17 protein-coding genes are annotated in these 16,678 nt (G+C 67.2%); 12 read left to right on the forward strand and 5 right to left on the reverse strand.

The features are described from left to right. The first annotated feature begins 19 nt into the window (after positions 1-19). The 7 genes from AB0L70_RS19420 to AB0L70_RS19450 all read left to right on the forward strand — a co-directional run bounded on the left by AB0L70_RS19420 (position 20) and on the right by AB0L70_RS19450 (position 5,840). Positions 20-823, forward strand: coding sequence for an amino acid ABC transporter permease (locus AB0L70_RS19420; RefSeq protein ID WP_363685840.1), 804 nt, complete (start codon positions 20-22; stop codon positions 821-823). Then, a complete protein-coding gene (locus AB0L70_RS19425) occupies positions 823-1,611 on the forward strand; it encodes an amino acid ABC transporter ATP-binding protein (RefSeq protein WP_363685842.1) in 789 nt (262 codons plus the stop codon). The genes AB0L70_RS19420 and AB0L70_RS19425 overlap by 1 nt, the downstream gene beginning before the upstream one ends. A 177-nt stretch (positions 1,612-1,788) precedes the next feature. After that, on the forward strand, positions 1,789-2,691 hold the full coding sequence (locus AB0L70_RS19430; RefSeq protein WP_363685844.1) for an ABC transporter substrate-binding protein: 903 nt from the start codon (positions 1,789-1,791) through the stop codon (positions 2,689-2,691). An 84-nt stretch (positions 2,692-2,775) separates the two neighbouring features. Continuing rightward, positions 2,776-3,735 (forward strand): amino acid ABC transporter permease, encoded by a 960-nt coding sequence (locus tag AB0L70_RS19435; RefSeq protein ID WP_363685846.1) that lies wholly within the window; start codon positions 2,776-2,778, stop codon positions 3,733-3,735. Continuing rightward, complete coding sequence (locus AB0L70_RS19440) at positions 3,735-4,553, forward strand: amino acid ABC transporter ATP-binding protein (protein WP_363685848.1); 819 nt, start codon at positions 3,735-3,737, stop codon at positions 4,551-4,553. Before AB0L70_RS19435 ends, AB0L70_RS19440 begins: the two co-directional genes overlap by 1 nt. A 100-nt stretch (positions 4,554-4,653) precedes the next feature. Continuing rightward, positions 4,654-5,046 (forward strand): anti-sigma regulatory factor, encoded by a 393-nt coding sequence (locus AB0L70_RS19445; RefSeq protein WP_363685850.1) that lies wholly within the window; start codon positions 4,654-4,656, stop codon positions 5,044-5,046. Then, entirely contained in the window at positions 5,043-5,840 is a 798-nt protein-coding gene (locus AB0L70_RS19450; RefSeq protein WP_363685852.1) for an RNA polymerase sigma factor SigF, read from the forward strand. Before AB0L70_RS19445 ends, AB0L70_RS19450 begins: the two co-directional genes overlap by 4 nt. Before the next feature lie 8 nt (positions 5,841-5,848). Here AB0L70_RS19450 and AB0L70_RS19455 read toward each other — a convergent pair whose 3' ends face one another. Further along, positions 5,849-6,259 (reverse strand): hypothetical protein, encoded by a 411-nt coding sequence (locus AB0L70_RS19455; RefSeq protein ID WP_363685854.1) that lies wholly within the window; start codon positions 6,257-6,259, stop codon positions 5,849-5,851. A 435-nt stretch (positions 6,260-6,694) separates the two neighbouring features. On the opposite strand from AB0L70_RS19455, the gene AB0L70_RS19460 reads away from it, so the two are divergent. Beyond that, positions 6,695-6,946, forward strand: a complete 252-nt coding sequence (locus tag AB0L70_RS19460) for a WhiB family transcriptional regulator (RefSeq protein WP_012922773.1) — start codon at positions 6,695-6,697, stop codon at positions 6,944-6,946. A 150-nt stretch (positions 6,947-7,096) separates the two neighbouring features. Here the strand turns inward: AB0L70_RS19460 and AB0L70_RS19465 are convergent, their stop codons facing one another. Continuing rightward, complete coding sequence (locus AB0L70_RS19465; protein ID WP_363685856.1) at positions 7,097-8,611, reverse strand: histidine kinase N-terminal domain-containing protein; 1,515 nt, start codon at positions 8,609-8,611, stop codon at positions 7,097-7,099. A 153-nt stretch (positions 8,612-8,764) separates the two neighbouring features. Here AB0L70_RS19465 and AB0L70_RS19470 point away from each other — a divergent pair, with 153 nt between their 5' ends. After that, positions 8,765-9,673, forward strand: coding sequence for a DUF2785 domain-containing protein (locus tag AB0L70_RS19470; RefSeq protein ID WP_363685858.1), 909 nt, complete (start codon positions 8,765-8,767; stop codon positions 9,671-9,673). Here AB0L70_RS19470 and AB0L70_RS19475 read toward each other — a convergent pair. Continuing rightward, positions 9,654-10,634, reverse strand: a complete 981-nt coding sequence (locus AB0L70_RS19475; protein ID WP_363685861.1) for an endonuclease/exonuclease/phosphatase family protein — start codon at positions 10,632-10,634, stop codon at positions 9,654-9,656. The two genes, AB0L70_RS19470 and AB0L70_RS19475, sit on opposite strands and share 20 nt — an antisense overlap. Positions 10,635-10,717: 83 nt before the next feature. Here AB0L70_RS19475 and AB0L70_RS19480 point away from each other — a divergent pair, with 83 nt between their 5' ends. The 3 genes from AB0L70_RS19480 to AB0L70_RS19490 all read left to right on the forward strand — a co-directional run bounded on the left by AB0L70_RS19480 (position 10,718) and on the right by AB0L70_RS19490 (position 13,413). Next, complete coding sequence (locus tag AB0L70_RS19480; protein ID WP_363685863.1) at positions 10,718-11,008, forward strand: DUF3311 domain-containing protein; 291 nt, start codon at positions 10,718-10,720, stop codon at positions 11,006-11,008. Further along, positions 11,005-12,660: a monocarboxylate uptake permease MctP gene (mctP, locus tag AB0L70_RS19485; RefSeq protein WP_363685866.1), complete on the forward strand. Its 1,656-nt coding sequence runs from the start codon at positions 11,005-11,007 to the stop codon at positions 12,658-12,660. The genes AB0L70_RS19480 and mctP overlap by 4 nt, the downstream gene beginning before the upstream one ends. A gap of 126 nt (positions 12,661-12,786) precedes the next feature. Next, positions 12,787-13,413, forward strand: coding sequence for a DUF5317 domain-containing protein (locus AB0L70_RS19490; protein WP_363685868.1), 627 nt, complete (start codon positions 12,787-12,789; stop codon positions 13,411-13,413). Here the strand turns inward: AB0L70_RS19490 and AB0L70_RS19495 are convergent. Together AB0L70_RS19495 and AB0L70_RS19500 are read right to left on the reverse strand one after the other, a co-directional pair. After that, complete coding sequence (locus AB0L70_RS19495; RefSeq protein WP_363685870.1) at positions 13,375-14,649, reverse strand: HD domain-containing phosphohydrolase; 1,275 nt, start codon at positions 14,647-14,649, stop codon at positions 13,375-13,377. The two genes, AB0L70_RS19490 and AB0L70_RS19495, sit on opposite strands and share 39 nt — an antisense overlap. Beyond that, a complete protein-coding gene (locus AB0L70_RS19500) occupies positions 14,646-16,004 on the reverse strand; it encodes an HD-GYP domain-containing protein (RefSeq protein WP_363685872.1) in 1,359 nt (452 codons plus the stop codon). The genes AB0L70_RS19495 and AB0L70_RS19500 overlap by 4 nt, the downstream gene beginning before the upstream one ends. Between the last annotated feature and the right edge of the window lie 674 nt (positions 16,005-16,678).

The following is a 16,678-nucleotide window of genomic DNA, read 5'->3' on the forward strand; positions in this document are numbered from 1 at the left end:
CGCGCCCGAACAGACCACTGTGGCACCGTCCCGGGGACTCAGTCCCCGGCGGCGGGCCCAGCGGTGGCGCGTCGTCCAGTATGCCGTCCTGATCGTCCTGGTCCTGCTCGCGATCTTCGCGGCCGACTGGAAACAGATCGGCGACGTCTTCTTCCGGCCCGCACTGATCAAGACCGCGCTGACCGAGGGCCTCCCGCAGGCTCTGCTGAAGACCCTCGAGTACACCGCGGGTGCGTTCGTCATCGGGCTGGTGGCCGGGACCGTGCTCGCACTGATGCGGCTCAGCTCGGTCGGGCCGTACCGCTGGCTGGCGACGGCGTACATCGAGTTCTTCCGGGGGCTGCCGGCGATCGTGGTGTTCATCGCGTTCAGCCTGCTGCCGTTGGCGTTCGAGGGCATGACGATCCCGCTCGATCCGTACGGCGTGGTCTGGCTGGCGCTCGGGATCGTCGCGGCGGCGTACATGGCCGAGGTGATCCGGGCGGGTATCCAGGCGGTGCCGCGCGGGCAGGTCGAGGCGGCCCGCTCGCTCGGTATGCCGGCCGGCCTGGCGACGCGGAAGATCGTGCTGCCACAGGCGTTCCGGATCGTCCTGCCGCCGTTGGCGAACGACTTGATCCTGCTGGTGAAGGACTCCTCGCTGGTGTTCATCATCGGCGTGTCCACCAGCGGGAACGAGCTGACCGGGTTCGGTCGCGAACTGGCCAACAGCGAGTCGAACCTGACGCCGCTGATCACGGCCGGCTTCTGTTACCTGATCATCACCCTCCCGCTCGGCATCCTGGTCCGCCGGCTCGAGGCCCGAGCAGCGAAGGCCCGCTGATGGCTAGCCTGAATTCCTTCCCCGCCCCACCGCCCCGGTCGGTCGAGATCAAGAACCTGCACAAGTCCTTCGGCACCAACCACGTCCTGCGCGGGATCGACTTCACCGTCGAGCAGGGCGAGGTCGTGTGTGTGATCGGGCCGTCCGGATCGGGCAAGTCCACGCTGCTGCGTTGCGTGAACCTGCTCGAGAGACCTCAACAGGGGCAGGTGATCGTCAGCGGTGAGGACATCACCGACCCGGACTGTCATCTGGACGCGGCCCGGCAGCAGATCGGGATGGTGTTCCAGCAGTTCAACCTGTTCCCGCACCTGACCGCGCTGGCCAACTGCACGGTTGCCCAGCGGACCGTACTGAAACGCAGCCCGGCCGAGGCCGACCGGGTCGCCCGGGCCAACCTGGAGCGGGTCGGCCTGACCGAGAAGGTCACCGGCTATCCGGCCCAGCTGTCTGGTGGCCAGCAGCAACGAGTTGCGATCGCCCGGGCCCTGTCGATGGACCCGGCACTGATGCTGTTCGACGAGCCGACGTCGGCGCTCGACCCCGAGCTCGTCGGCGAGGTACTCACGGTCATGCGCAAGCTGGCCCTCGACGGTATGACCATGCTCGTGGTCACCCACGAGATGGCCTTCGCCCGCGAGGTCGCCGACCGCGTCGTCTTCATGGACAGCGGTGTGATCGTCGAACAAGGCCCACCCGCCGAGGTCATCGGCAACCCCAAGGAAGACCGCACCCGCACCTTCCTCCGCCGCGTCCTCGACCCCACCCACGTCGAGCCAACGGGGTAGAACGACGTACGTCGTCACGCTGCGTACCTGGGTGATCGACGGGGCGCATGCGTGGCGGCTGCGTGGGCTACGAATCGGTCTCCATTCGGGGAATCGCCGTGCGCTGCATGCCACCGGCTGTGTCAAGATGCGGACACATGGCGCCGGGCCGACCGGCACCCGGGTTTGGAGGGCTAGATGTCTGTCCTGCGGAGGACGCTGGTGTTGTCCGGCGTCTTGGTTCTCGCTGCTGCGGGCTGCGGTTCGAACTCGCTCGAGGGCGGTTCGACCAGCGCACCCACGAGCGCACCGGCGAGTGCGCCGTCCAGCAGCGGACCGGACCTCAGTGGCGCGCTGCCGGCCAAGATCAAGACGGCCAAGAAGATCGTCGTCGGCGTCGACGCCAGCTACCCGCCGAACGAGTTCCTCCAGGGTGGCAAGACCGTCGCCGGTATGGACGTCGACCTGTTCAACGCGGTCGCGCAGAAGTTCGGCGTCACGGTCGAGTGGCAGCCGGCCGGCTTCGACACGATCATCACCGGTGTCCAGGGCGGCAAGTACGACATGGGCATCTCGTCGTTCACGATCAACGACAAGCGCAAGCAGCAGGTCAACATGGTCAGCTACTTCAACGCCGGCACGCTGTGGGCCACCGCGAAGGGCAACCCGAAGGGCGTCAACGCCGACGACGCGTGCGGCAAGACCGTCGCGGTGCAGAAGGGTACGACGCAGCTCGAGGACGACATGCCGAAGCGGCAGGCCAAGTGCAAGACCGAGGGCAAGCCGGAGATCAAGCTCGTGGTCCGGGAGAAGCAGGACCAGGCGACCGCGGACCTGGTCGGCGGCAAGGCCGACGCGATGCTCGCCGACTCCCCCGTCGTGCTGTACGCGATCAGCCAGACCAACGGCCAGCTCGAGCAGCTCGGTGACATCTACGACGCCGCGCCGTACGGCTACGTCCTCCCGAAGAAAGACACCGCGTTCGCGGCCGCGATCGTCGAGGCGCTGAAGGCGATGCAGGCCGACGGCAGCTACAAGAGCGCACTGCAGAAGTGGAACAACGACTCGGGTGCGATCACCGACTTCGCCGTGAACCCGTGAGCCTGCAATGAACGAGCGAAGCGAGTTCATCAACAAGCAGAGCAGCAAATGCTCATCCGCGCCCGCAGCGAAGCGAGGACGCGGGTGAGCATTGATACCGAAGCCGGGCCGGTGGCTGCTGCCGATCGGCCCGGCGCGATCGAGGCTGTGCCGGTCCGGCATCCCGGCCGCTGGGTCGCGATCGCCGTGATCGCGGTCCTGGTCGCGATGCTGGTCCACCTGCTGGTGAGCAACAAGGCGTTCGACTGGAACTTCGTCTTCCAGGCGATGAACCAGAAGCCGGTGATCAACGGTTTCCTCAAGGGCACCCTGCTGGTCACCGTGCTGGCGATGATCGTCGGCGTGGCCGGCGGCGTCCTGCTGGCGGTGATGCGGCTGTCGGACAACCCGATCCTGGCCGGCGTCTCCTGGGCGTTCACCTGGTTCTTCCGCAGCGTCCCGCGCTACCTGCTGCTGTTCACGATGGGCACGCTCGGAGTGCTGTTCCCACAGGGCATCGCGTTCGGCATCCCGTTCGACTGGAAGATCATCGACTGGCTCGGTCTGTCGGGTGACTGGCGGTTCCTCAACCTGGACGCGAACCAGATCTTCACCGGCCTGGTCGCCGGTGTGATCGGGCTCGGCCTGTCCGAGGCGGCGTACATGGCCGAGATCGCCCGGGCCGGGATCATGAGCGTGGACAAGGGCCAGGCCGAGGCCGCCGAGGCGCTCGGGATGAGCAGCGGCAAGGTGATGCGCCGGGTGGTGCTGCCGCAGGCGATGCGGGTGATCGTCCCGCCGACCGGCAACGAGACGATCGCAATGCTCAAGGACACCTCGCTGCTGCTCGCCGTACCGGTGATCGGCGAGCTGTTCTACCAGCTGCAGTCGATCGGAAGCACGTACTACAAGACATTCCCGATCGCGGTCGCGGCGACGCTGTACTACCTGGCCGCGACCAGTGTGCTGATGGTCGGCCAGTACTTCCTCGAGCGGCGCTTCGGCCGCGGCTTCGGAACCCAGGCACCGCGGGCCGCCCGCCCGGCCGGCGCAGGAGGTGCGTGATGACTGCCGCTGCGGCCGCCGAGCCGGCGAAACCCCTGCGGGAAGCGCTGGTTCAGGCAGTGAACGTGACCAAGTCCTTCCACCACAACGAGGTGCTGAAGGGCATCGACCTCGAGGTCGACCGCGGACAGGTCGTGTGCCTGCTCGGCCCGTCGGGTTCGGGTAAGACGACGTTCCTGCGCTGCATCAACCAGCTCGAGACGATCGACGGCGGCCGGATCTGGGTCGACGGCGACCTGATGGGGTACGCCGATCGCGACGGGAAGCTGTATCGCCTGAAGAACAAGGAGATCGCGGCCCAGCGGCGTGAGATCGGGATGGTCTTCCAGCGGTTCAACCTGTTCCCGCACATGACCGCGATCGAGAACGTCGCCGAGGCGCCGGTCCAGGTCAAGGGCGAGTCGAAGAAGCAGGCGCGGGCCCGGGCACAGGAGTTGCTGGACCGGGTCGGGCTCGGTGACCGGTGTGCGGCGTACCCGGCGCAGCTGTCCGGTGGGCAGCAGCAGCGGGTCGCGATCGCCCGCGCGCTGGCGATGCAGCCGAAGCTGATGCTGTTCGACGAACCCACGTCGGCGCTCGACCCCGAGCTGGTCGGCGAGGTGCTCGCGGTGATGCGCGAACTGGCCGCGGACGGGATGACGATGATCGTGGTCACCCACGAGATGTCGTTCGCCCGCGAGGTCGCGGACACCGTCGTGTTCATGGACGCCGGCGTCGTGGTCGAGGCCGGCCGCCCCGCCGACGTGATCGGCAATCCGCAGCACCAGCGCACCAAAACCTTCCTCACCCGGCTCCGTTCGGAGCACGATCACCCCTGATTCCTCGGGTACGCACCCTTCGCCGTGCATCAACCGCTCGGAGAGTGGAAGATGTACGGCGTAGGTGCGCCGATCGGCCGCCGGACACGAGGGAGGCAGCGTGAGCAGCACCGGACGATCCGCCGAGGTCCGCTTGAGTATTCCGGCGGACAGTGCCTACGTCGCCGTACCGCGGTCGGTGGTCGGCAACCTCGCTGCTCGCAACGACTTCACGCTGGACGCGATCGACGACCTGCGGATCGCGGTCGACGAGGCGTGCGCCCTGCTGCTGCCGCAGGCCGCTGACGGTGTCCTGGACTGCGTCTTCGAGATCGACCCGCCGCAACTGACCGTGCGGACGAGTGCCGTCGTACCGAACGGCTGGACGCCGGACACCACTTCGTTCGGGTGGACCGTGCTGACCGCGCTGGTCGAGTCGGCGGCCGCCGAGACGATCGACGGCCGGCTCACCATCACCGTGACGGCTACTGCCACCGCCACGGAGAAAGCGTGACTGACGATCGAAACCTGAGCGAGCCTCAGGAGACCCCGGACCTACGCACCCGGACGGCCACGCTGTTCCAGGCAATGGCTGCGGCCCCCGGTCCCGGAGACCCGGCGCACACCCTCGCCCGGGACGGCCTGGTGTCGCTGCACATGCCGCTGGTCGAGCACCTGGCCCGCCGATTCCGCAACCGCGGTGAGCCGTACGACGATCTGGTCCAGGTCGCGACCATTGGTTTGATCAAAGCGATCGACCGTTTCGACTCCGATCGGGGCGTCGAGTTCTCGACGTACGCGACGCCGACGATCCTGGGCGAGATCAAGCGCTACTTCCGGGACAAGGGCTGGGCGATCCGGGTGCCGCGGCGTCTGCAGGAGCTGCGGCTCTCACTGACCGCGGCGACGGCCGAGTTGACCCAGGAGTTGGGCCGGGCACCAACGGTGGCCGAATTGTCCGAGCGGCTGGGCTTGTCGGCGGACCTGGTGATCGAGGGCCTCGAGTCCGCGAATGCCTACAACACCTTGTCCTTGGACGCTCCCGATCAGAACGAGGCCGACGCGACCACGGTCCTGGACGGGCTCGGCGGCGAGGACGAAGCACTCGAGAGCGTGGAGTACCGGGAGTCGCTGAAACCCCTGCTGGCACAGCTGGACACGCGGGAGAAGCGGATCCTGACGTTGCGGTTTTTCCGCGGCATGACGCAGTCCCAGATCGCCGAGGAGATCGGCATCTCGCAGATGCACGTCTCCCGGCTGCTGGCCCGCACGCTCACCGAACTCCGGGCCGGCCTGCTGAAGGAGTAGCCACGATTTCACAGAACCGGGTGGTCCTTGGTCGGGTCGTCGGCCAGGGCCTCCGTGGACACCTTCTGGAACACACACGCCAGTACGCCGACAGCCGCGACCGCCAGCGCGATCGCGACGGCCTTGGTGGACCCACCCCAGAAGCTGTAGGCGACCAGGAGCTGGATCAGTTGCGCGAACACGGCCGGCCCGCGACTCCACGTCGAGGCCCGGAACAGCCCACGGGCCACGAATCCGAGGCCGGCGCCGTACACGACGAAGAACGCGGCGGTGGTCAGGCCGAGCACCAGACGTGAGCCGTGAATCGTAAATGCTTCGGCAATTCCAAGAACGATCAGCACAAGCCCTTCCGCAGCGACCACGCCCGCAGCTAGCTTGAGCGGTCTCGGTACGGTGGCAGCTGGGGAGTCGGTCGGCACTTCGCCAGCTTAGTGCCACGTTCCGGGACGCTTTTCGGGCGCAAGGACGACCACCACCTCTTCCGCGAGCCCGGCCCAGGGTCGCGGAACCCCAGCCCCACAGGGATTTGAGGTTGTGCGTAACCAAAGGGTGGTTGGAACGGTTACCTGCAGTGAACGGGTGATTGCAGAAGGGACCCTCTGTCCGGTATTCGGATGGGGAGAACCGCTCTGCGCCGGTTCGTAGTGTTAAGGAAGTGTTGTGATCTGATCGACAACTCCAGAACCCTTGTTTCACCCAGCTGACATTGGGAACATGGAGTCGTTCGTGAAAACGTTCACAACGCTCTCGCCACCGAACCCCCCGTGCGAGACAAGTCACGAGTACAGCACCGCTGATCGGGCACAGACCTAGCCGACAGCGTACGACAACTACTGAGAGAGATGGGATCCGCCATGGATTGGCGCCACCGGGCCGTATGCCTCGACGAGGACCCGGAACTGTTCTTCCCCATCGGCAACACCGGGCCCGCGATCATGCAGATCGAGGAGGCCAAGCAGGTGTGCCGTCGTTGCGACGTGCGTGAACAGTGCCTCGCGTGGGCGCTGGAAGCCGGCCAGGACCACGGTGTCTGGGGCGGCCTGAGCGAGGACGAGCGCCGCGCCCTGAAGCGCCGGAACGCGCGCGCCCGCATCCGCACCGCCTGACCCAGAATCTTCGAGGCCCCGCGGGTTCCGCGGGGCCTTTCGATTTCCCTGGAAACACTGTGATTTCCCTGGGAACACTGTGATTTCCCTGGACTTCGTTGCGTCCGAAGATGTGAGGGTCCCGACCCTCGGATGTTCGGACGTAATGACTCAGTCTTTGACGGGGATGTCGAGGGTTACCTGGGTCCCGGGCTTGCCGTCGTGGCGGGGGCCGAACTCCAGCGTCCCGTCCAGCTCCCCGATCACCAGGGTGCGGACGATCGACAGGCCCAGATTGCCGGACAGTTCCGAGTCGAAGTTCGCGGGCAGGCCTTGCCCGTCGTCGACGACGGTCACGTGCAGCCGGCCGACGGATCGCTCAGCGGACAGTTCGATCAGCCCGCTGGCCACACTGTTCGCGTCGCCATTGACCTCGCCCTTCACCTCGCCGCCGTCGCGCGCGCCGAACGCGTGCTCCACCGAGTTCTGCATGAGTTCGGTCAGCACCATCGCCAGCGGAGTCGCGACTTCGGAGTCCAGTACGCCGAAGTGGCCCGAGCGCCGGGTCTCCACAGCCGTTGCCACCGTGGAGATTTCGGCCACCATCAGGGCGACGCGATCCGCGACGTCGTCGAAATCAACATGCTCGTCGAAGGATTCCGACAGTGTCTCGTGCACGATCGCGATCGAACCGACCCGACGGACCGCTTCGGCCAAGGCCGCTTGTCCTTCTGGCACAGTGATGCGGCGTCCTTGCATCCGGAGTAACGCGGCGACGGTCTGCAAGTTGTTCTTGACGCGATGATGAATCTCCCGGATGGTCGCTTCCTTGGTGACCAGCTCCCGCTCACGGCTCCGCAGCTCCGTCACGTCCCGGAGCAGGATCAGCGCCCCCACGTGCTGACCGTCCGCGCGCAACGGGATCGCGCGCAGGAACAGCGTGGCCTCGGGATTCTCGATCTCGATCTCCTTGGCGGCCCGACCGGTCAGCACCGACGCCAGGACGTCGTCGACCTTGTTGCCACTGTGCAGGAGCTCGCCGGTGACATCCTTCAGCCGGCTCCCGACCAGGTCGGTGACGAGCCCCATCCGCCGGTACGCCGACAACGCGTTCGGGCTCGCGAACGTCACCATGCCGTGCCGATCGACGCGGATACACCCGTCCCCCACCCGCGGGGTGGTGGACAGCAGCCGCTCCCCGCCGTACGGGAAGATGCCGTCGGTGATCATCCGGGCCAGGTCGGTCGCACTCTGCAGGTAGGCGATCTCGAGCCGGGACGGTGTCCGGACGCCGAGCAGGTTGGTGTTCCGCGCGATCACCGCGATCACCCGCGAGCCTCGCCGGACCGGGATCGTCTCGACCCGGACCGGGACGTCGTCGCGCCACTCCGGGTCGCCCTCGCGGCAGATCCGGCCGGCGTCGTACGCCTGGTCCAGCAGGTGCCGCCGTCCGCGCGGGATGAAGCTGCCGACGATATCGTCCAGGTACGCCGTCGGCCCGGTGGTGGGCCGCATCTGCGCCCCGGCCCAGAAGCCGAGCCCCTCGGTGTCGGGCAGCCAGAGGACGAGATCGGCGAACGACAGGTCGGCCAGCATCTGCCAGTCGGAGACGAGCAGCTGCAGGCGATCCAGGTCGGCCTGGTCCAGGGTTGTGTGGTTCCGCGCCACATCGCTCAGAGACGGCACGCTTCGACTCTACCGATCGCCAAGGGAAGGAAAGAAAGAAAGGTGTGAAGTGGCGGGGGTGGGGTGGGCTTATACCAGGGGGTGGGGTGGTCGGCTCGACAAGTTGGGGTGAACGGGTGTTGATTGTTCAAGCACGGATGAAAGGATGCTCGGGTGGAGTCGACGTACTGGCAGGACGTGATGGCCGCGGACTACGCGGTACCGCACGACCGCGCGCTGACCGACCTCACCGAGGAGCTCGTCCGCGGGCTCGCCAGCACCAATCCACAGGTCCGTGACGCCCTCGCGTACCCGACGCTCGCCACCTGGCTGGAGCGCGGGGTGTACGACGATCTCCTGCCAGGCTTCGGCGATGGGCTCTGTGCGGGCCTGTCCTACGGCCTGGGTGAGGACGGCACCGACACGGTGTTCCGCCGCTCGTTCACCGCGCTGACGCTGGCGGAGGTGATCCACCGCGACAACGCCGAGTTCCTCGTGCACGACGAGGTGGTGATGCGCTGGGGCGACCGGCTGGCCACCTGGTTGCTCCGTGAACGCGACCTGCGCGGCTTCGTGCCGGACTGCGGCTGGGCCCATGCCGTTGCCCATGGCGCCGATGCGATCGGCGCGCTGGCCCGGTCCCGGCACTGCGACGCCGGCGTCCTGCGGGCGCTGCTGGACGTCCTCGCGGACCGGATCGTCAAGGACACGCCGTACCGCTGGGTGCACGAGGAGCACGACCGGGTCGCACATGCCGTGATGACGATCCTGCACCGGAACATGCTGACCAGCGACGAGCTCGAGCGCTGGCTGAAGCCGATCGCGGCGACCGCGGCCCAGCAGCCGTTGATGCACGAAACCCTGCCGGAGTGGCCGAGTCCCGCGGTGTTCAACGCCCGCGGCGTCCTGCACGTGTTGCTGAGCCAGCTCGCGATCGGGGTGAAGGGCTTCCCGATCCCCGGTGACGACGAACTGTTCGGCCGGCCGATCGAGGCCCGCGCGGACCTCCTGCTGATGCTGACCGAGGCGGTCCAGTCCTCCCAGCCCTACATCTACCGCCCGGCTACGAACCCACATTCCTAGCGATCGCGACACTCGCGACCACGGCTCGGTGATCGGTGCCCGGGATCGCGTACGTCGTGAAGCTGCCCGGCTCGAACTGCCGGCTCACCACCACGTGGTCGATCTGTGTCCGCAGGATCGCGGGCTGGTCGGCCGGCCAGGTCCCGTCGAGTCCCCGGCCGACGGTGGGCGCCACGCTCCGGCAGTAGCCACCCAGCGCGTGCCGGAAGTCCGCGTGGTCCACGGTCGCGTTGAAGTCGCCCGCGATGACCGTCGGCGGATCCTGTGCGCACCACGTCCGGACGGCCTGGAGATCCTGCTTCCACGTCGTCACCGCATCCGCCAGCGGCGGGAAGCCGTGGTACACGATCAGCCGGATGTCGCCGAGCGTTCCGCCGGTGACGAGGATGTGGCCGAACGTCGTACCTTGCTCCGGATCGAACGTCACCGCGCCGAGCGAGGACGCGACCAGCACGCTCGTCGCACTCTCCACCGCCTTGCTCGGCTGGGTCGTGTACCCGTTGTAATCAAGGCCCTGGAGGTGCGCGTGGATCTCCTCACGTACGTCGACCTGGGCCTCGGGCAACGAAACCAGGTCCGGCTTCCGCCGCCGGATCACCTCGGCGACATCCCCCGCGTTCGCCCCACCGCCGAGCACGTTGGCCACCATGATCGTCAGCACCCGGGAGTCGGCCGGCGCCGGCCGAGCATCGGAGAAGTGCCGCGGCGCGGTCAGCGCACCTCCGGTCAAGGCCAGGCCCGCGATCAGTGCAGCAGCCAGGCGCCAACCTCGGCGTACGAGCATGAGCAGCGCCAGCACCAGGACCAGGGCGAGTGCCTGCGGGCGGAAGGCGACCAACTGGGTGAACGGCGTCAGCTCGTCGAGCCCGAACAGTTCCGGATACAACGGCACGGCAACGACCACGAGGAACAAGACCGACAGCACGACCCGCCGGATGGACCATGCGCGTTCGTTATCCATGAACCACCCTGAAGATCTAGTCGGTCATCCAGACGAACGGTAGCGTGCTCCGTTGCGCCTGCTGTGTCCCGAGGAGGTTTGCAGTGTCCCGATTGTCCGCGGTCAGACCCGCGTACTGGATTTCCGGCATTCTGCTGGCGATCGCGGTCGTCGCACCGCTCCTGGTGTCCACCTATGCCAAGGACAAGCCCCGGCTCTGGGGCTTCCCGTTCTTCTACTGGTACCAGTTCTTGTGGGTGATCCTGTCCGCCATCCTGGTCAGCATCTGCTACCGCCTGGTGAGCGTGGAGGAACGCAAGCGACGGGCCGCCCAGGGGCTTGGTGATCCTGAGCGTCCGGAGGCCGCTGGTACGGCGAAGGAGGCGGGCGAGTGAACACCAAGGTCGACTGGGTGCAGCTGATCATCGTCGTGGTGATCTTCGGCGCCGTCACCGTGATGGGCTTCCTGGCGGCGCGCTGGCGCAGCGGTGGACGCCTGGACAACCTGGACGAGTGGGGCCTCGGTGGCCGCGGCTTCGGCACGTTCATCACCTGGTTCCTGCTCGGCGGTGACCTGTACACGGCGTACACCTTCATCGCGGTGCCGGCGGCGATGTACGCGACCGGTGCGGTCACCGGCTTCTTCGCGGTGCCGTACACGATCGTGGTCTACCCGATCATCTTCATCTTCATGTCCCGGCTGTGGTCGGTCTCGCACCGCAACGGCTACGTGACGCCGGCCGACTTCGTCGGTGGGCGTTACGGCAGCAAGACCCTGTCGCTGGCGATCGCGCTCACCGGCATCCTGGCGACCATGCCGTACATCGCGCTGCAGCTGGTCGGTATGCAGGCGGTCTTCGAGACGATGGGTCTCGGCGGCTCCAACACGCTGGCCAAGGACCTGCCGTTGCTGATCGCGTTCGCGGTGCTGGCGGCGTACACCTACTCCTCCGGTCTGCGTGCCCCGGCCATGATCGCGTTCGTCAAGGACGGCCTGATCTACCTGGTGATCGCGGTGGCGATCTTCTACCTGCCGCACGTGCTCGGCGGCTGGCACGCGATCTTCGGTGCGGCCCAGGAGAAGATGGCCAAACCCAACCCGGCCACCGGCAAACCCACCGGCACGTTCATCCCCGGTGCGGCCGGCTTCTCGTCGTACTGGACGCTGGCGCTGGGTTCGGCGATGGCACTGTTCATGTACCCGCACTCGGTGACCGCTGTGCTGTCGACGAAGAACCGGAACATCGTCCGGCGGAACGCGGCCATCCTGCCGGCCTACTCGCTGCTGCTCGGTCTGCTCGCGCTGCTCGGCTTCATGGCCATCAAGGCGAACGTGAACACGAAGGGCCTGGACGGCCTGGCCAACCCGCAGCTGGCGATCCCCCGGCTGTTCGACCAGGAGTTCCCGTCCTGGTTCGCCGGTATCGCGTTCGCCGCGATCGCGGTCGGCGCACTGGTCCCGGCGGCGATCATGTCGATCGCGGCGGCGAACCTGTTCACCCGCAACATCTACCGCGACTTCATCAAGCCGTCCGCGTCGCCGGCCCAGGAGGCCAAGGTCTCCAAGCTCGCGTCGCTGCTGGTGAAGGTGGGCGCGCTGGTGTTCGTGCTCGGCATGGACAAGACGATCGCGCTGAACCTGCAGCTCCTCGGCGGTATCTGGATCCTGCAGACCTTCCCGGCGATCGTGGTCGGCCTCTACACCCGCTGGCTGCACCGCTGGGCGCTGCTGGCCGGCTGGGCGGTCGCGATGCTGTACGGCACGCTCGAGGCCTACAACGTGGTCAACCCGGCGACGAAGAAGCACTTCGGCGCCTCGGTGACGAACATCCCGTTCACCGACACCCAGGCCTACATCGGCCTGACCGCGTTCGGCATCAACGTGATCGTGACGGTCGCGCTGACCGTGCTGCTGCGGGCACTCAAGGTCTCGACCGGTCTGGACACCACGCACCCGACGGACTACGTCGCCGACAAGGGCGACCCGGGTGTGAAGGACCTGCCGGACCTGCTCGACGAGGACGGTGCGGCGCCGGCCAAGTCCTAGCCGTTGCAGGAAGCTGATGACGGCGGTCCCGGGGTCCGGGACCGCCGTCACTCTTTGCCGTCTTGTCGACACGCTGCGGGGTCAGCCTGCCCGGATTCGGGCCGTCGGCGCGGCAGAATCGCGAGGGTGTTGCTGGTCCTCCTCGTCATGGTGCTCGCCGTCGCCGCGGCACTCGCGACCAGTGGACGGTTCGAACGGCTGTCCGGCAACTCCCTGACCGGTGTGCACTGGTTGGCCGCGGCTGCGATCGGCCAGCTCCTCGGCTCCTTCTTCGGCGGTACGGCGTACCCCGTCGGGCTGCTCGGATCGGCGGTCTGCATCGCCGTCTTCCTGCGGCTCAACCTCCGTCACCCTGGCGTCGGCCTGCTCGCGCTGGGGTTCTTCAGCAACGCCGTCGTAGTGGCTCTGAACGGCGCTATGCCGGTCTCTCTGGCCGCGCTGGCGCGTGCGGGCATAAGCACAGCAGTGGTGAGCGATCCGCGCCACGAGCTGGCCGACGCGGCTACCAGGCTGCCGTGGCTGGGAGACGTCGTACCCGTGGCTCTACCGGGCCTCGGACAGGCTGTCAGCCCCGGCGACGTATTGATTGCGGCCGGGGCCGGATTGCTCCTGTACGCCGGAATGGGTGGCTCGGGCCGGGTCCCGGCCGAGTCGGCGCCGGTGTGGGACGACCTCGAGCCGTGCGCCGGGACGCCGGCGATGCTGCGGCTGTCCTCAGAAGGCGAAGCCGCGGCCGGTCACTCGTCGGAGTGACTCGACCACGACCGGGTCGTACTCCGCTCCGATCCCGAGGCCGATCGACTCCATCGCCTTCTCCGGCGACTGACCGGTGCCCTCGCCGACCAGCTGTTCGTAGGCCAGGGCAACGTTCACGATCCCGCTCTCCAAAGGGATCCCGGAGTTGTTCGCGCGGCCCTGCCGGTACGGATCGTTGGAGTGCCGGACGATCTCCGCGACATGGTCCAGTACGCCGGATCGCTCGATCACCGAGGCACCGATCGCAGCGGCCCGCTGCCGCTCCTCCCGGGTCCGCAGCAGCGACGCCCCACCGGGGCTGGGATCGGCCAGGGCCAACTGGCCGACGCCTGACAGCAGAGCGGCGTACTCCAACGCCTCCATCCGGGCCGGCGTGAGGCCGAGGTCGTTGCCGATAGCCACCGCCAGTTGCGCCGTCCGCGCGTTCTGCCCCGGACTGCTGAAGCCCGCGATCTCCGTACTACGGGCCATCGAGCGCACTGTGGTCCGGTACGTCTTCTGCGCCGAGGCGAACCGCCGGAACGCGATCTGGGTCAACAGCAACGGCACCACCACCAGTGGGAGCGCCCACAGCCCCAGGAGCGAGGTGCTCGCGGCCAGCAGTACGCCGCTGATTCCCATCGCCAGACCGATCCTCCCCAGCACGGCCAACTCGTCGCGCAGGGCTGCCGGGAAGGGCCGGTTCGACATCTCCGTCGCCTGTCCCGCACCGATCAGCGCATCACTGAGACCCGCGGTCAGTACGGCGAGGAACATCGCCGCCGTGATCGGCACCGCGTGCGACCAGGTCCGGTCCCATTCCAGATCCTGCGGCAGGACCAGCGAGTACACCGCAGCGGCCGCGGCGACCGAGATCACCCGTCGGCAGGAGATCACCAGGTCCCACCAGAGTCCGGCCACGGCCCGTGGAACGACGCCGGCGATCGTCGCCATCAACACCACCGTCGTCACCTGCGCGATGTCCGGTGCCGAGGCTACTTCCGGGCCGCGCAGCAGCGCGTACGCCAAGGCGGCGCTGGTGGCGATCGGTGCCCGGTTCCGGCTCCGGTCGACCCTGAACTGCACCATCTCACCCGCGGCGATCAGGACACCGAACGTGATGGCGAAGGACCAGCCGGTCACACCTCGTTCGACGGTCAGGATCGTTGCCGTCAGCCCCAGTGCGGCACCGGCCAGCAGAATCACGATGCCGCTGCCGGAGACCCGGCCCGGGAAGCTCTCCGTGCCGCTCATCCTTCGACCGGTCCGGCCGCGGAGCCCGAGGCGCCGCCGCTGCTCCCGAGGCTGAGGTCGTCGTGGTCGATGTTCGCGTCCACACTTCCGTCCGGAGCCGGCTGGTCGGCCGCGGTCTTCCAGCCCTGGCGGCGGATGACGTCCACGAAGGCATCGACAAGGAGTGGATCGAAGTGCGTGTAGCGGTCCTGCAACAGGATCTCCAGCGTCTCGTCCACCGACCGGGCCGGCCGGTACGACCGCGTGGAGGTGAGGCAGTCGAACGCGTCGACGATGCCGATGATGCGGGCGAAGTACGGAATGTTCTGCGCGGCGAGACCCGCCGGGTAGCCGCTGCCGTCGTACTTCTCGTGATGATGCAGGACGGCGGACTTGACCTCTTCGAGGAAGGGGATGTTGCCGATCAGTTCGACGCCACGTGCGGGGTGCAGCCGGATCGCATCCATCTCGGCATCGTCCAGCCGACCCGGCTTGCGGATGATGCTGGTCGGGACACCTACCTTGCCGACGTCGTGCAGCAACCCGGCGTGCTCGAGCGCGCTCTGCCGGTCCGCGCTGAGCAGGAGGTGGCGTCCCAGCATGCCGACGCCCTCACTGACCCGCTCGGAATGTCCGCGGGTGTAGAGGTCCTTGGTCTCGATGACCTGGATGAAGGCGCGCATGGTCGCTGCCTGGGCCTGCCGCTCGGCCTCGTACTGCGAGAGTGCCCAGCGCGCGACCAGGAGTGGCCCGAGGATCAGCACACCGGCGAAGATGCTCAGTCCACCGAGCCAGACCACAGCCATCGACAGACCCAGCAAGCCGTACCCGAGGACCGGCAGGGCGGTCGTCCGGACGACGTGGCGCAGGAACTCCTTGACGCTGCTCGGCCCGCGTTCGAGGCCGAGCACCAAGGAGACGAGGAGCGCGTTGACCACCTGCAGCACCACGCTGGCAGCCGTGGTCGCGATCAGGGCCGCCAGTACCCGGTGGAACACCTCCTCGCCGACCGGTCCGTCCAGTGCGGCATAGGCGATCGCTCCACCGGCGGCAGACAGCACGCGTTGCGCGCTGTTGAAGACCCTCTTGATCGCGGGTGCCGGCGCTTGGATCAGCGATCCGGCCGCCGCGACCAGCACCGCCGCCGCGGGACCCGCGACGACGTAGACAGCCACTAGTACTACGGAAACCAGTTCGATCTGCCGCTGGGTATGGACAGAACGCAACGAACTAGCAACGAGCGCGACCAGGCACAGCCCGGCCACTACAAAGAAATTCTCCGTCTCCGAGATGGCGAGACCCAGCGCGAACAGGGCGACGAGTGCCGTTCCTACGACAACAGCACGCAACGTCCTGATACGAGGGCGCCACGTCATCTCCAGCCCTCCATGAGAGAAGGTTTACCAGTCCCAGACGTCGCCGGCCATGATACGTCACCTCCGATCAGCGGTCGCTAGTCTTGCGCTCGGCCAGAGCGCAGGGGGGCAGACAGCACATCGCTGACTCGACTGAATTTTGCTCATACGCAGTGCGCCGAAACACTGTAAGCCAGACCGTGACCCGCCGCACGACAGCAGAGTTGCAGGGCGGTATGAGAGACTGTGACTCTTTGCAGTTGTTTCAAGGAGGCTTAGGAATGGGCAAGACCGGCCGCAAGCGCCGCGCACGCAAGAAGAAGGGCGCGAACCACGGTAAGCGCCCCAACGCTTGACTCAGGCGGCTACAGACAGCAAGGACCCCGGTGTAAAAACCGGGGTCTTTGCAATTTGGTTACGGCTCCCATCAGACCAGCTTTATGACAGGTCTTGTATTCGGAGAGTCCTCGTCCGCATACCGAATGCTATTTTCAAACGGATGTTGGACATTGGGCGACGAGTTGCTGAACCGTTTGACTTCGCCGATCCGATTGACGTGGCCGATCCGAACGGCTCCGGTGGTCGCGGTGGATAACTTCGACCGGCAACCGCCGGATCCTCTTAGAGTTGGGCCACACGCCCACACCGACCGTAGCCGGGTAGGGCTCGACGAGTGAGGGAGGTGGGCGGGCCGA

The sequence above is a fragment of the Kribbella sp. NPDC051952 genome (genome assembly GCF_040680855.1).
In the GTDB taxonomy this organism is placed as follows: domain Bacteria; phylum Actinomycetota; class Actinomycetes; order Propionibacteriales; family Kribbellaceae; genus Kribbella.